13 protein-coding genes are annotated in these 14,291 nt (G+C 65.3%); 10 read left to right on the top strand and 3 right to left on the bottom strand.

Annotated features, from left to right (window positions below):
- Positions 1-516: 16S rRNA (guanine(966)-N(2))-methyltransferase RsmD (gene rsmD / locus QBJ92_RS19835; protein ID WP_277971411.1), on the top strand; the 516-nt coding region annotated here is incomplete at its 5' end.
- Positions 517-591: 75 nt separating this feature from the next.
- On the opposite strand, the gene QBJ92_RS19830 is transcribed toward rsmD, so the two are convergent.
- Entirely contained in the window at positions 592-2,229 is a 1,638-nt protein-coding gene (locus QBJ92_RS19830) for an inorganic phosphate transporter (protein ID WP_277971410.1), read from the bottom strand.
- A 217-nt stretch (positions 2,230-2,446) separates the two neighbouring features.
- Between QBJ92_RS19830 and QBJ92_RS19825 the strand changes: the two genes are divergently transcribed.
- The 5 genes from QBJ92_RS19825 to QBJ92_RS19805 all read left to right on the top strand — a co-directional run bounded on the left by QBJ92_RS19825 (position 2,447) and on the right by QBJ92_RS19805 (position 8,012).
- Entirely contained in the window at positions 2,447-3,655 is a 1,209-nt protein-coding gene (locus QBJ92_RS19825; protein ID WP_277971409.1) for a glycosyltransferase, read from the top strand.
- Positions 3,656-3,715: 60 nt separating this feature from the next.
- Positions 3,716-6,043 carry an ATP-dependent helicase gene (locus tag QBJ92_RS19820; protein WP_277971408.1) on the top strand — a complete coding sequence of 776 codons (2,328 nt, stop codon included), beginning with the start codon at positions 3,716-3,718 and terminating at the stop codon, positions 6,041-6,043.
- 44 nt (positions 6,044-6,087) lie between these two features.
- On the top strand, positions 6,088-6,438 hold the full coding sequence (locus QBJ92_RS19815; RefSeq protein ID WP_277971407.1) for a DUF3147 family protein: 351 nt from the start codon (positions 6,088-6,090) through the stop codon (positions 6,436-6,438).
- Positions 6,439-6,570: 132 nt separating this feature from the next.
- Positions 6,571-6,858: a hypothetical protein gene (locus QBJ92_RS19810; RefSeq protein WP_277971406.1), complete on the top strand. Its 288-nt coding sequence runs from the start codon at positions 6,571-6,573 to the stop codon at positions 6,856-6,858.
- Between the two features lie 164 nt (positions 6,859-7,022).
- On the top strand, positions 7,023-8,012 hold the full coding sequence (locus tag QBJ92_RS19805) for a phosphatase PAP2 family protein (protein WP_277971405.1): 990 nt from the start codon (positions 7,023-7,025) through the stop codon (positions 8,010-8,012).
- Between the two features lie 137 nt (positions 8,013-8,149).
- Here QBJ92_RS19805 and QBJ92_RS19800 read toward each other — a convergent pair whose 3' ends face one another.
- Positions 8,150-8,494: a hypothetical protein gene (locus tag QBJ92_RS19800; protein WP_277971404.1), complete on the bottom strand. Its 345-nt coding sequence runs from the start codon at positions 8,492-8,494 to the stop codon at positions 8,150-8,152.
- Between the two features lie 177 nt (positions 8,495-8,671).
- On the opposite strand from QBJ92_RS19800, the gene QBJ92_RS19795 reads away from it, so the two are divergent.
- The 3 genes from QBJ92_RS19795 to QBJ92_RS19785 all read left to right on the top strand — a co-directional run bounded on the left by QBJ92_RS19795 (position 8,672) and on the right by QBJ92_RS19785 (position 11,541).
- On the top strand, positions 8,672-9,163 hold the full coding sequence (locus tag QBJ92_RS19795) for a pyridoxamine 5'-phosphate oxidase family protein (RefSeq protein ID WP_277971403.1): 492 nt from the start codon (positions 8,672-8,674) through the stop codon (positions 9,161-9,163).
- Positions 9,164-9,222: 59 nt separating this feature from the next.
- The gene (locus tag QBJ92_RS19790) at positions 9,223-10,614 is read left to right on the top strand and encodes an MFS transporter (protein WP_277971412.1); all 1,392 of its coding nucleotides are present in this window, start codon (positions 9,223-9,225) and stop codon (positions 10,612-10,614) included.
- Positions 10,615-10,917: 303 nt separating this feature from the next.
- Positions 10,918-11,541 (top strand): PEPxxWA-CTERM sorting domain-containing protein, encoded by a 624-nt coding sequence (locus QBJ92_RS19785; RefSeq protein WP_277971402.1) that lies wholly within the window; start codon positions 10,918-10,920, stop codon positions 11,539-11,541.
- 62 nt (positions 11,542-11,603) lie between these two features.
- Here the strand turns inward: QBJ92_RS19785 and QBJ92_RS19780 are convergent, their stop codons facing one another.
- Positions 11,604-13,340, bottom strand: a complete 1,737-nt coding sequence (locus QBJ92_RS19780; RefSeq protein ID WP_277971401.1) for a DUF885 domain-containing protein — start codon at positions 13,338-13,340, stop codon at positions 11,604-11,606.
- Between the two features lie 143 nt (positions 13,341-13,483).
- Between QBJ92_RS19780 and QBJ92_RS19775 the strand changes: the two genes are divergently transcribed.
- A partial coding sequence (locus QBJ92_RS19775) for an alpha/beta fold hydrolase (protein WP_277971400.1) occupies positions 13,484-14,291 on the top strand: 808 nt, incomplete at its 3' end.

The raw sequence follows: 14,291 nt of genomic DNA, 5'->3' as shown, positions 1-14,291 counted from the left end.
TGGCGCGGCCGCCCGCTCGTGGCGCCCAAGGGCGATGCGACGCGTCCGACCGCCGATCGCGTGCGAGAAGCCCTCTTCTCGATGCTCGCCAGCCGCCTCGGGAGTTTCGAGGATCTGTCGGTCGCGGATCTGTTCGCGGGGTCGGGTGCGCTCGGGCTCGAAGCGCTGTCGCGGGGGGCCGCATCGTGCATCTTCGTCGAGCAGGACAAGCCTGCGCTCGACGCGCTCCGCACCAATATCGCCAAGCTTTCCGCCAAGGCGGATGTGCGTGCACAATCGGTGCTCGCGCTCGGCCATGCGGTCGCGCCGCTCGACCTGATCCTGATGGATCCGCCCTATGACAGCAATGCGGGCGCGGTCGCGCTCGACAAACTCGCGCGGTTGGGGTGGATCGGCGATGCGACGTGGATCAGCATCGAAACCGCCAAGCCCGACCGAATCGAGGTGGCGGGGTTCGTCGAAGACGTCAGCCGCGTCCACGGTAAGGCGCGTCTGACCTTGCTGCGTCGCGGCTGAACACCCGCTCAAACCGCGGGCCAGACTTCAAGCAATCAGAACATCGGGGGCGCGCCGGCAGGTCCGGCGCGCCGATCACATTTTCGTGATCGCCACGAACAGCACGTACAGGCCGCCGGACAGCGCCATCGCGACCGGCAGGGTCAACACCCACGCCAGCGCCATGTTGAGCACGGTGCGCCCCTGCAGACCGGCCCCGTTGGCGACTGATGCCCCGGCGACACCGGACGACAGGATGTGCGTGGTGGACACCGGCAAACCGTAAACTTCCGCCGCCATGATCGTCCCGGCAGCGACCAGCTCGGCCGACGCGCCCATCCCGTAGGTCAGGTGCGACTTGCCGATCTTCTCACCGACGGTGACGACGATCCGCTTCCAGCCGACCATCGTCCCCAGGCCAAGCGCCAGTGCGACCGTGATCTTGACCCAGGTCGGGATGTAGCGCGTGCCCTTCTCGAGGTTGGTCTGATAGCCGGTAATGGCCTTGAGTTCGGGCTCGCTGAACACGGCCGCTGCCGCTTTCTTGTCCTTGGTGGCAAGCCGGGTGGTGTCGAGCACCAGATACATGTCGTTGCGCAAATTGGGCGTCGCCGCCGCCGAAACCTTGTTGAGCGACCCGAACGCGCCGATGCGCTGACCGAGATCGCGCGACAGTGCCGATGCCGCCGCGAAGACCTGCGGGGTCGACGCCTTGCGCTCCTTGAGCGCCTGCGTGAGCACGTCGCGTGCGGTGTCCACCGTCGTCACGGTCGCGCCCTTGGCATGGACCTGGAAAGCGTTGGACGCGGCATTGGCACTCGCGACGAACGCGGGAGTCTGGCTCTCGGGCATCGTGCGGTTGAGCGCATACGCGGTCGGCGCGCAGCCGATGAGGATGAGCATGATGAGGCCCATGCCCTTTTGCCCGTCATTCCCGCCGTGCGCGAAGCTGACCGCGGTGCAGGTGAAGATGAGCAACGCGCGAATGCCCTTGGGCGGCGGGGCATTGCCCTCCGGCTCCTTGTAGAGCTTCGGGTTCTTGAGCACGAACTTCATGACGATCAGCAGCAGGAATGCCGCACCGAAGCCGATCAGCGGTGCCATCCAAAGGCCGGTCAGCACCTTGGTCGCCTGGCTCCAGTCGACGCCCGACGTGCCGCCGGTGCCCGAGGACATCAACTGATTCGCCAGGCCGACGCCCAGGATCGACCCGATCAGCGCATGGCTCGACGAGTTGGGGAGACCGACGAACCAGGTCGCGAGGTTCCACAGGACGGCGGCCAGCAGCAACGCGAAGATCATCGCGAAGCCGGCGCTGCTTCCGACATGCAGGATCAGGTCGACCGGCAGCAACGTGATGATCGAATAAGCCACCGCCCCGCTCGATGCCATCACACCGAGGAAGTTGAAGAAGCCCGACCAGACCACCGCGAGCGGTGCCGGCATCGAATGGGTATAAATGACGGTCGCGACCGCGTTGGCGGTATCGTGGAAGCCGTTTACGAATTCAAAACCCAGCGCGATCAGCAGTGCGAGCGTCAGGAACGCGAACGTCCCGAGCGCGAGTCCCTCGCCGACTTCGCGTGTATCACTAAAGATGCTGAACCCGGCGAACGCCAGCCCCGCGACCATGACCGCCAGAAACACCCAGCGCCCGGCCGGAGGAAAGTCGTGATCCAACCGCGGACTGCGTGCAGCCCCCGTCTCGAGAGGCGCCGACAATGTAGTAGCCATGGCTGAGGAAGGCCTTCACTCGGTTGGTTACGGGTGGTTCAAATGTACAGGTGTTGAGCGCCGATAGCCCTGTCCCAAGACAAACGCCAGCCCGAACCCGTCGTTACTTTACCGCACTGCAGCAAAAGTTGTTCGGTGGTTGCCGTACTTTCGCCCCGAGGGAAACGCGCGTAGGGGATATGCGGCGCCGAGGGGGGTGCCGGGGGAGCACACCACAATGCCCGTCGCGTCTGCGGCTTGCGGGGCTATCGCTCACCCGTCCGAAACGACGGGGAATGCGCCCGTTGTCGCGCCGTTGCGGATCGTCACGATGCTGTACGGTTTCGACCCCGGCGGCGTCGAACGGGTCGCCGCCCGGCTCCATGCCGCGTGGACCAATGCGGGACCGCAAGCCGAGATCCTTGTGTCGGATAGCCGGGTTGCCCCGCCCTTCCCCTTGCGCAACGTTTCGCGCGCCGCACCCCGGTCGCATGATCGCGGACTGTTCGCGTTCCTGGTCCTCGTTATGGCGCTGCGTCGGCGCGTGCGGGCAGACCGGCCCGATGTGATCTTCTGCGCGGGCAACACCTACGCCGTCGTCGCTGTGGCGTTGCGGTTGCTGGTCGGGCCAGCGTGCCCGCCGATCGTTGCGAAGATCAGCAACTGTCTGGTCCGGCTGGACATGCCGGTGACAGTGCGCTGGTTCTATCGCCGGTGGCTCCGGATTCAGGGCCGCTGGATCGATCATTTCGTCGGCCTCGCACCCGCGATGCGCGACGAGATTGCCGGATTGATGCGCGTGCCGCACGATCGCATCAGCGTGATCGAGGATCCTGCGCTGGCCACGGACGACCTGGCCTATCTGGCGGACGCACGGGACGCGGCGCAGCGCGACCAGCTGGGGCGCCATTATCTGGCGGTCGGTCGGCTCGCCCCGCAAAAGAACTTTGCGCTGCTGATTACAGCGTTTCGGCAGATCGCCGCGCCCGGCGACTTGCTCACCATCCTCGGCGAGGGCGCGGAACGGGCGATGCTGGAGGCGAAAGTCGCGGCGCTCGGCTTGTCCGACCGGGTGCGGATGCCGGGTCACGTCGCATCGACGGCGGCGTGGCTCGCGCAGGCCGATGCCCTGGTCCTGTCCTCCGATTATGAGGGCGTTCCGGCCGTGCTGATCGAAGCGCTGGCCGCCGGGATCCCGATCGTGTCGACGCGGTGCTGTGTTTCGATCGACGATTTGCTCGGTCATGGCCGATACGGGCGGGTCGTTCCGGTCGGCGATATCGCTGCGCTGGGCGAGGCGATGGCGGCGGCGGTCGAGTCCGAGCCCGTCGCGACCGTCGCGGGACGGCGCGCTTCCGCCGAACCGTACACGATCGATCGGGCGAGTGCGCGCTACATCGCGGTGATGCGCGACCTCGTCGACGCGCGCCGCGTCGCAGCCGGCTGAACCGGCGTCAGGCAAACCCCGCGCTTGCCCAGATCGCTCGCGTTCCCTACCTGTTCACCGATGAGTCTTCCTGTTTCCCGAGACGCGCTAGCGCCCGCCGAACCGCCGTATCTCCGCGGCCTCAATGATCCGCAGCGCGATGCGGTGCTGACGACCGAGGGACCCGTCCTCGTTCTGGCGGGGGCCGGGACCGGCAAGACGGCGGCGCTGACCGCGCGACTCGCGCATTTGCTCAACACCCGGAAGGCGTGGCCGAGCGAAATCCTGAGCGTCACCTTCACCAACAAGGCCGCGCGCGAGATGCGCGAGCGAGTCGGGCGGCTGGTCGGCGACGTGGTCGAGGGGATGCCGTGGCTCGGCACGTTCCATGCGATCGGTGCGAAGATGCTGCGGCGGCATGCCGAACTTGTCGGACTGCAAAGCAATTTCACGATCCTCGACACCGACGACCAGTTGCGGCTGCTCAAGCAATTGATCCAGGCCGCCGATCTCGACGAGAAACGCTGGCCTGCGCGGCAGCTGGCGGGGCTGATCGACGGGTGGAAGAACAAGGGCCTGACGCCGGCGCAGATCGATGCGGGCGAAAGCGAACTTTACGCAAACGGGCGCGGGCAGGAACTCTACGCGGCGTATCAGACTCGCCTTGCCGCGCTCAATGCGTGCGATTTCGGCGACCTTTTGCTGCACATGCTCGTCATTCTGCAGCGGGATCGCGACGTTCTGGCGGACTATCAGCGCCGGTTCAAATATATCATGGTCGACGAGTATCAGGACACCAACAGCGTCCAGTATCTCTGGCTGCGGCTGCTCGCGCAGGAGCGCAAGAACATCGCGTGCGTCGGCGATGACGACCAGTCGATCTATTCGTGGCGCGGCGCGCAGGTCGAGAACATCCTGAAGTTCGAGAAGGACTTTCCGGGCGCCAAGATCATCCGGCTCGAACAGAATTACCGCTCGACCCCGCACATCCTGGGTGCCGCGTCGGGCGTGATCGCCAACAACAGCGGGCGGCTGGGCAAGCAGCTGTGGACCGAGCTCGACGTCGGCGAGAAGGTCAAGGTGCTCGGCGTGTGGGATGGCCCCGAGGAAGCGCGCCGCGTCGGCGAGGAAATCGAGCGGGTCCAGCGCGACGGCAGGAGCCTCGACGAAATCGCGATCCTCGTCCGCGCGCAGCATCAGACGCGCGAGTTCGAGGACCGCTTCATTGCGACGGGCATCAACTACCGCATCGTCGGCGGTTTCCGCTTCTACGAACGCGCCGAGATTCGCGATGCGCTGGCGTATCTGCGCGTCGTTGCGCAGCCGGCGGACGATCTTGCGTTCGACCGGATCGTCAACGTCCCCAAGCGCGGGCTGGGCGACAAGGCGGTGTCCAAGGTCCACCAGTTGGCGCGGGCGCAGGGCATCCCGCTCGTCACCGCCGCGGCGCGGCTGCTAGATACCGACGAACTGACGGGGGCGGCGCGGAAATCGCTCGGCAATCTGGTGATCGACATGGCGCGGTGGCGCGCGCAGGTGACCGAGCTGTCGCATGGCGATCTCGCGCGGATCATCCTCGACGAGAGTGGCTATACGGGGATGCTCCAGGCCGAGAAATCGGTCGAGGCGGCGGGCAGGCTCGAGAATTTGACCGAACTCGTCCGCGCGATGGAGGAATATGAGACGCTCGGCGCGTTCCTCGAGCATGTCAGCCTCGTGATGGACAATGAGGCCGCCGCCGAGGACCCCAAGGTCACGATCATGACGATCCATGCCGCCAAGGGGCTGGAATATGACACGGTCTTCCTGGTCGGCTGGGAAGAAGGGCTGTTCCCCTCGCAGCGCTCGCTCGACGAGGGCGGGACCGCGAGCCTCGAGGAGGAACGCCGCCTCGCCTATGTCGCGATCACGCGCGCGCGCCGCCGTGCGATCATCCTGCACGCCGCCAACCGCCGGATCTACGGCCAGTGGACGAGCAGCATTCCGAGCCGGTTCGTCGGCGAACTGCCGCCCGAGCATGTCGAGGCCGAGACCAGCATGGCGGGCGGCGAGAGCCTGTGGCGCGCCAACTGGTCCGAACGCGCCGACCCGTTCGCCGACGTCGCGCGCGGCACCGGGCGCGGTCCCGGCTGGCAACGCGCGGCGGGTGTCGGCGGCGCGTCCGCCAAACCGGGCGGCGATTACACCAGCCGCACCTTCTCGCGCGAACCGAGCCGCGTGCAGGAATCGCGGTCGTCCGCGATCAGCCTCGGCAACAAGGGGCGCAGCGACGTGTCGGTCGGGCTGCGCGTGTTCCACCAGAAGTTCGGTTACGGGTTGATCGCGGAGATCGAAGGCAACAAGCTCGAGATCGACTTCGAGAGTGCCGGGCGGAAGCGCGTGATGGACAGCTTCGTGACCATTGGCTGATCCGCGCCGCGTCGCGCCGCACCTGCATACAGGATGACCGACCGATGCTGTTCCTCGCCCTCAAAGCGCTCATTTCCGGAATCCTGATCGCGGCCGCATCGACGCTTGCCAAACGCTACCCGGGGTTCGGCGCGCTGGTCGCGTCGTTGCCGCTGGTATCGGTGTTGGGGATGATCTGGCTGTGGGGCGAAAAACCGGATCCGGCCAACATGGCGAACCACGTCGGCGCGACGTTCTGGTACATCCTCCCCTCCCTGCCGATGTTCTTGGCGATCCCGGCGCTGTTGCGAAGCGGCGTCGGGTTCTGGCTTTCGCTCGGGCTCGGGTGCGGCTTCACGATCGCCTTGTACGCCGGAATGGTCGCGATCGCGCCGCGCTTCGGCATCTCTCTGTAGCGGCGCTTTGGCACCGCGTTTGCCACGCCAGTGCAATGTGTACGCGCGCTGTCGGGTGCGTTCAGCATCGATACCGTCCGCGACGGGCATATCCTGAAGCGAAGCCCGATCGACGGGCCGAAAGGACATCGCATGAAGATCGCCCATATTCTTGCCGCAGCTAGCCTGATCGCCGGTATCGGCGTCTCCACCACCGCGTCCGCGCAGGATTACCGCGGCGACCGCGGTCGATACGATCACCGCTATGACGATCGTCGCGGCGATCATCGGGGCGACCGTCGCGACTGGCGCGGCGACCGCCGTGGCGGTGACCGCTATTACGGTCGCGACCGGTATCACGGCCGCCACGGCTACAATAACCGCGGTCGTCATTGCCGGACCGACTGGCGCAACCACCGCCGCGTCCAGATCTGCCGCTGAACCGACCAGGAAGGGGCGCCCGGGCGTCCCTTCCGCTCCGCTCGGCGCGACTGATGATTTGTAACCTTTACGTCATAATGTCTTCACGGCATGGATAGGGACAGCTGGGTACCGGATCCAATCCTGCGACGATCGCGTCGATCGTCCATTTCAGGCGCTGCCGTTTGTTCAATTCCACGGTCTTCCCTTTCGCGCCGCCGGCGCCAGTCTATCCCGTTGGGAGGTCGTATGTCGGCCTGATCCCGGGCAAGTGGCTGGTCATCGCGCTGGCGGTGAGCGCAGTCTGCCTGGCTGCGTTGATGTACGACGCGGGCCTGACGATCGATCCGACCGCGCCGCGCACCCTGGTTTATCTCACCGTCTTCACGGTCGCGCTCGGTCTGCGCTGTGCGTTCCGCACGCCCAACAATCCGGCGCAACGCGTGACGCGCGACATCGCCGAGACCTTCGGCCTGTTCACCGCGGTCTCGCTGATGGGGGCGGTCTCGACCTATCCGATCGGCGCAGAGACGAACGGGACGATCGATGCCGTTCTGCAACAGATCGACGCGACGCTGCATTTCGATTGGCTCGCCTGGTATAATCTCGTCGCCGAACACCGGTCGCTCCAGATCCTCGGAATCGCGGCGTACCAGAGCATCTACATCAGCCCTGCGGTCATCCTCGGCTATTGCGCCTGGGCAGACAAACGCGCCGCCGCGCGCGGACTGATTGCCAGCTTCTGGGTCGCCGCGGTCATCGCGCTGGCGCTGTTCCGCTGCTGGCCCGCCTACGGACCGTTCGCGACACTGTGGCACGGCCCCGCGCCGTACATGACCGAAAGCGGCCTGTATGAATCGCAGCTCCTGCCGCTGCTCCGCGCGCGGCTGGTGCACGAAGTCGACCTGTCGTCGTTGCGGGGTCTGGTCGAGGCGCCGAGTTTCCATACCGCCAGCGCCGTATTGTACATCGTGGCGGCATGGCCGTTTGCGCGGATCCGGACGCCGATCCTGATCGTCAACATCGCGATGTTGCTGGCGACCCCGGTGGAGGGAACGCATTATCTGGCCGACATGCTCGCAGGCGCATCGGTCGCGATCATCGCCCTGCTGATCGTCGCGGCGATCCGCCGTCGGCTCCCCGGCACGGTTCCGGAATGGACGGGCAGCCGCTAGAGCGGGACGAGTTCAGACAGATTTTGCCGGTTCGTCAGCGCAACTGCGGGGCGAGACGTCGGACGCGGCAAAGCGTGCAGGACCCGACACTACGCAATACGGCCCGCCCATGACGGGGCGCGTCACAACACGAGACGTCAGGCGTGCTCGACCGCCATCAGCGCCGTGTCGGCATATTTGGGATCGCTCGGCGAGAACAATTCGCTGACCTGGAAATTGCGATCGACCAGCGCCAGGTCGACCAGACCGATCAGCTTGAACGTACCGACCTTGAACTCGCGCGGCGGCTTGCCTTCCCGCTCCAGCACGACGCCGTCGACGTAGAGTTCGCCGTGCCGCGTGAAGATGATGTGGGGCGCCAATACGATCGGCAATTTGTTGTAAACGGCGCTAAGGCACTTCTTGCGAACGATCGCTTCGAAGACCGTCGGCACAGGCCCGGTCGGCATTGCAGTTTCGCCTTGTTGGTCCGGATATTTCATGACAGCGTTGTACCGAAATTGGTGCGGTGCAGCAAGTAACGTCGCGATCTCGAAATGGGATCCGCGCCAAGCCGAATTTATTGCACGCCCTGTGGTGTCGGCGCGGCTGTAGCCCGAGCGCGGACGGACGCGGAACTGGCATCGGTGCCACCCGTTCGGCGTAGGAAGGAGACGACCATGACGGACTCGGTAGAAATCGAACGCAAGTTCTGGAAAGCATTGCGATCGGACATGACGATGATGCTGGGCCTCGTCGGCGTCGACGAAGGACATACGCGACCGATGACGGCACAACTGGATGGCGATGCGGATCGTGGGCCAATCTATTTCTTCACGTCGAAGGAAACCGAACTCGTCACCGATTTGACCCCCGGCGCGCGCGCGGTGGCAACGTTCGCCTCCAAGGGGAACGACATTTTCGCGGCGGTCCATGGCACGTTGAGCGTGGACGACGACTCGGCGACGATCGACCGGTTGTGGAATCGCTTCGCGGCGGCATGGTTCGAGGGCGGTCGGGAAGATCCCAAGCTGCGACTGCTTCGGTTCGACGCTGAACGCGCGCAAATCTGGATCGACGCGTCGAGCATGGTTGCCGGGGTCAAGCTCCTGCTCGGCATCGACCCGAAGGAAGATTACAAGGACAAGGTTGCGGAAGTCTCGCTCGGTTGACGACGTCGACGGACGACACGGATAGCGCAGCGGCGCGATCGGGGGCCCAGGCCCCGGAAATCGACGGGCTGCCCCTGCCCCGCCGCTATGCCGCGATCGCGACGCTGTGCCTTGGCACGGCTTTGATCATTATCGATGGTGGCGTGGCCAATGTTGCGCTGCCAACGATCGCACGTGATCTCGGGGTCGACCGGTCGTCGGTCGTATCGGTCGTCACCATCTATCAACTGATGCTGGTGATGCTGCTGCTGCCGTTCGCCGGGCTCGGCGAACGCATCGGGCTCAAGCGGATGTACCAGATCGGCCAGCTCGTCTTCGCGGTCGCGACGTTGCTGTGCTTCTTTGCCAAGAGTCTGCCGTTCCTGCTGATCGTCCGCGCGGCGCAGGCGGTCGGCGCGGCGGCGGCACTGAGCGTATCGTCCGCGCTGATTCGATCGACCTACCCTGCCAAGCAATTGGGCAGCGGGCTCGGGATCAATTCGGCGATCGTGTCGGCGGGTGCGGCGCTGGCGCCGTCGCTCGGCGGATTTATCCTGGGCGTGGCGCCGTGGCCGTGGGTGTTCGCGAGCGCGGTGCCCTTCGCGATCGGATCGCTCATCCTCGGGCGCGCGCTGCCCGACACGCCGCCACGCGACACGCCGTTCGACGTGGTGGGCGCGGTGATGTGCGCGGCGATGTTCGGTCTGGTGATCGGTGGGCTGGAAAGTGCGGTGCATGGCGACAGCCCGGTGGTGTCGGCCGCGATCGTGTTGGTCGGTGGCGTGGTGGGGGTGCTGTTCGTCCGGCGCGAGCGGAGCGAACCCGATCCGATCCTGCCGATCGACTTGCTCAACCGACCGGTGCTGCGGCTTTCGGTGGTGGGGGCGTACACCGCGTTCATCGCGTCGATGACGCTGATCATCTCGATGCCGTTCCGGCTGCAAAGCGAGTTCGGCTTCACCCCGCCCGAAATGGGGCTGCTGATGGCACCCTGGCCGCTGACCAACATCATCGTCGCGCCGCTGTCGGGCTGGCTGTCGAGCCGGATCCCCGCAGGCGTGCTCGGCGGGATCGGGATGGCGATCTCGATCGTCGCGCTCGTCCTGATCGCCTACATGCCGCCGCACCCGAGCCATTTCGACGTGGCGTGGCGGATGGCGTTGTGCGGCGCGGGGTTCGGGACGTTCCTGCCCCCCAACGCGCGGCTGATCATCGGCAGCGCCCCGCGCGACCGCGCCGCCGCGGCGGGCGGGCTGGTGTCGACGACCCGACTGCTCGGGCAGACCACAGGCGCGACGCTGGTGGCGGCGCTGCTCGCGCTCGGCATTGGTGGCGGGACGACTCCGCCGCTGGTCGCGGCTGGACTGGCGTTCGTGGCGGGGCTGTGCAGTCTCGCACGGCTGCGCCCCTCGATCCGCATGCCCAAGACCGAGGAAGCAGCGGACGTCCAGCCTGCGAGCCCGGTGCGCTAGGCCCAAGTCGCACCTTACTCCGAGGAAATACACGCGTCCGCGGAACGAAGGCATGTTCTTCGCTCCAGGCGATCTTTGCTTAACAGCTATAGTTAATACTTCGGATAATTCGATACGCGACAGTATGTAGTACTGATGGCGTATGTCATTGCCGCTTACAGAACCGTGATCGACTTCCGCGTAACATATTGAATGTTCTATCTGGCACGAGTCATGCTCAGGCAATAAACACTCGGAGTACAGAGTCAGTCCCTACTACCAATGAATGATTTCCGTTCCGAGTATCACAGGGAAAGGAAACAAATGCGTATCATGAAAGTCCTCGGGCTCACCGCTGCTTCGGCAGCGCTTGCTCTTGCTGGTCCCGCTCTGGCGGCAACCACCTTCTCGACCAACTTCGACAGCACCGACTTCGGCACGGCGCCGGGTTTTACGACGCTGACCAGCTATGAAGGCTGGAACGGCGGTCCGAACGGGATCGAAGTCCAGTATAACAACGTCGCCGGGCGCGCATTCTCGGGCAACAACTTCGTCGAGCTCGATACCAACGCCAACAGTTCGATGAGCCGCATCATCGACGCCGGGAACTACGTCCTGAACTACTGGTACTCGGACCGTCCGGGCGTTGCTGCGCGGTCCAACGGCATCACGGTGTTGCTGGACGGCGACCGGGCCTTCACCTCGACCGGCGGCGCCGGCGGAAGCCAGACGGACTGGCGTCAACAGACGTTCGCCTTCAACGTCGCCGAGCGGACCAGACTGACTTTCCGGGCGATCGGCACGAGCGACTCGCTCGGCGGGTATATCGACAGTGTGTCGCTGTCCGCCGTGCCCGAGCCGACGACCTGGGCGATGATGATCGCAGGCTTCGGGATGATGGGCTTCGCGCTCCGCAACCGCGCCAAGGCGAAGGTCGCCTACGCCTGATCCCTGCCGGGAGCACCGAAGCCGCCGACCGAAAGGCCGGCGGCTTTGGCATGATTGGGCGGCTAGAACACCGCCTTGCCGTCCCCGCCGAGCATCGCCTTGCGGACGAGCGGGATCGGCGGGCCACCGAAGCTGAGGAGCTGGTCGTGGAACGTCTTCCACCCGGCGCGGCCGCCATGCGTGGCGGTCCAGTCCGCGCGAAGCTTGCGGATCATCAGCTTGCCCATCGTATAGTTGAGATAGGCCGGATCATAGGTGCCGCGCGCCGACTGCTGCTTGGCGTTGCCCTCGTCCTGATAGCATTGCTCGACGAACATCTTGCGCGACTGTTCCTGCGTCATGCCGTGCGCGTGGAGGCCGATCGCCGAGAGATAGCGGCAATCGCGCAGCAGCGCGTTCGACAATTGCCCGACATGCGTTTCGGGGTCGCCATCGTGGAGCCCCGCTTCCCACATCATTTCCTCAGCATAATGCGCCCAGCCCTCGGCGAAGGCGTAACCGACGAACAACCGACCGAACAACGACGGCGACTTGTTCGCGTGGCGGAACTGGAGGAAATGCCCGGGCATCACTTCATGCACCGAAGTGAACAGCAAGTCGTTCTTGCCGGGGATGAACCCGTCCTGCTCGGCCTTGCTCCACGACGGGTCCGGCGGCGAGATGTAATAGACCGAGGGGATGCCCTTCTCGAACGGCCCGGGCGGATCGATGTAGGCGGAGTTCTGCCGGTTGTACGGCGGGCTTTCCTCGACCAGCGCCTGTTCTTGGTCGGGGATGGTGACGACGTCGCTCTTGAGCACGAACGCGCGAAGTTCGGGGATCTGCTTGCGCGCTTCGGCGACGGGGTCGTCGTTGATCGGCTTGTTGGCGTTCATCTTTGCCATGCACGCCGGCACGGTCGCGCCCGGTGCGAACTTGGCGCAGGCAGCGGTAAGCGCCTGCTGATTGCGCGCCAGATCCGCGCGCCCTGCCGCCTCGAGCGTGGCGAGCGGCACGTCGACCCCTTCGGTCTGCTTGATCATGCGCGAGAACTTGTCCGCGCCCAGTGCGAAGTCCTGCGTCGCCGACCCGCGCTGGCTTTCCAGCCAGCCGCCGAGATCATGCATCGCCTTCGAGGCCGCGACCGCTGCCTTGTCGAACTCCTCCTGCAACGCGGGGCTCTTCACCTCGGCGAACGCCTTCTTGGCGTCCCCGGTGTAGTAATCGCCGAAGCCGTTGAACGCCGCGACGCCGAAGTTGATGTAGCTGAGCGGCATCGGCGTCTTGAGGTTGGCGCGGATCTGCGCCGCCGCGGTCGGGATCTTGCGCAGGAACGACACCATTGCGCGCATCCGCGTCGGCGCATCGGCATATTTGCGCGCGATGTAGACGTTCGGGTCGAGCCCGGCGTTGACGTACCAGGTCGGGTTGCGGTGCGGGAAATCGGCGTCTTCCAGCCAGAACAGTTTGCCCGACGCGACCGTGACGAGATAGTCGCGCTCGAACGCATCCTGCTTGCCCAGCTTGGCGGCATCGAACGCCTTGGCCTTGGTGATTGCCTCGCGCAGGAAATCCCCCTGCCGCTTCAGGCCGGCGGGCGACCAGTCGCCGAGGCCGCCGTCGAAATCGTGCCGCCCCTGATACACCGCGTCGGCGGGCGAAACCTTGAACCAATCCTCGATGAACGTGTCGCGGAAGCTCTTCCAGTCGGTGGTCGGCAAGACCGCCAGCGTCGCGGCGGTTGCCTTGGGCGCGGGCGCCTCGGACGTGCAGGACGCCATTGCTACCGCTGCTATTCCCGTAAGCCAGATTTTCCGCATTCGCGCTCCTATCGATCGGAACCCCTAGGGGATTCGTTTGCGACAGGAAGCTGGCAGCTTGCGACCGCGAGCGCCACCCCGGACGGAACGCCCGGTCGTGCGCATCGTTCTTCCCAGGCAATTCAACGCCGAGGAGCTTACCCTTGCCCTATATCAAAACCCGCGACGGCACAGACCTTTACGTCAAGGATTGGGGAAGCGGTCGCCCCGTCGTCCTGATCCACGGCTGGCCGCTCAATGCCGACAGCTGGGATGCCCAGGCAATGGCGCTCGCCGACGCCGGGTTCCGGGCGATCGCCTACGACCGCCGCGGGTTCGGGCGGTCGAGCCAGCCGTGGAGCGGCTATGACTATGACACGCTGACCGACGATCTGGCGGACGTGCTCGAGCAGACCGGCGCGAACGATGCGACGATCGTCGGCTTCTCGATGGGCGGCGGCGAAGTGGCGCGCTACATGAGCCGGCATGACGGCAAGGGCGTGGTGGCGGCGGGTCTGATCTCGTCGGTGGTGCCGTACATGCTCCAGACGGAGGACAACCCGCACGGTGTTCCCGAGCAAAAGCTTTCCGAGATTGGCGAGGGAATTCAGAAGGATCGCTACGGTTTCTTCCAGACGTTCATGAAGCAGTTCCTGGGGGTGGGGTTCATTTCGTCGCCGGTCAGCAGCGAGACGGTGGAGTGGGCGTGGTCGCAGACCAACCTTGGCGGCCTCAAGCCGATCCTCGCATGCGCCCAGTCGTTCGGGCACACCGACTTCCGGCCGGATTTGGCCGCGTTTCGCGTGCCGACGCTGGTTGTTCATGGCACGAGCGACCAGACCGTGCCGATCGATGCGACCGGGCGCCGTGCGGCCGAGGGGATCACGAGCGCGCAACTGGTCGAATATGAGGGTGCGCCGCATGGTTTGACGATTACCGAGAGCGCCCGGTTTACGAACGATCTGCTGACGT

It is taken from the genome of Sphingomonas echinoides (assembly GCF_029623395.1).
Taxonomy (GTDB): Bacteria; Pseudomonadota; Alphaproteobacteria; order Sphingomonadales; family Sphingomonadaceae; genus Sphingomonas; species Sphingomonas echinoides_A.
Note: the sequence above shows the minus strand (reverse complement) of the source record. Positions and strands in the feature narration are given on the sequence as shown.

Bases quoted from the DNA above. Each gene is read 5' to 3' on its own strand.
- QBJ92_RS19785 (WP_277971402.1), top strand. From the start codon at position 10,918: ATGCGTATCATGAAAGTCCTCGGGCTCACCGCTGCTTCGGCAGCGCTT.
- QBJ92_RS19795 (WP_277971403.1), top strand. From the start codon at position 8,672: ATGACGGACTCGGTAGAAATCGAACGCAAGTTCTGGAAAGCATTGCGA.
- QBJ92_RS19815 (WP_277971407.1), top strand. From the start codon at position 6,088: ATGCTGTTCCTCGCCCTCAAAGCGCTCATTTCCGGAATCCTGATCGCG.
- QBJ92_RS19820 (WP_277971408.1), top strand. From the start codon at position 3,716: ATGAGTCTTCCTGTTTCCCGAGACGCGCTAGCGCCCGCCGAACCGCCG.
- QBJ92_RS19800 (WP_277971404.1), bottom strand. From the start codon at position 8,494: ATGAAATATCCGGACCAACAAGGCGAAACTGCAATGCCGACCGGGCCT.
- QBJ92_RS19810 (WP_277971406.1), top strand. From the start codon at position 6,571: ATGAAGATCGCCCATATTCTTGCCGCAGCTAGCCTGATCGCCGGTATC.
- QBJ92_RS19780 (WP_277971401.1), bottom strand. From the start codon at position 13,340: ATGCGGAAAATCTGGCTTACGGGAATAGCAGCGGTAGCAATGGCGTCC.
- QBJ92_RS19830 (WP_277971410.1), bottom strand. From the start codon at position 2,229: ATGGCTACTACATTGTCGGCGCCTCTCGAGACGGGGGCTGCACGCAGT.
- QBJ92_RS19825 (WP_277971409.1), top strand. From the start codon at position 2,447: ATGCCCGTCGCGTCTGCGGCTTGCGGGGCTATCGCTCACCCGTCCGAA.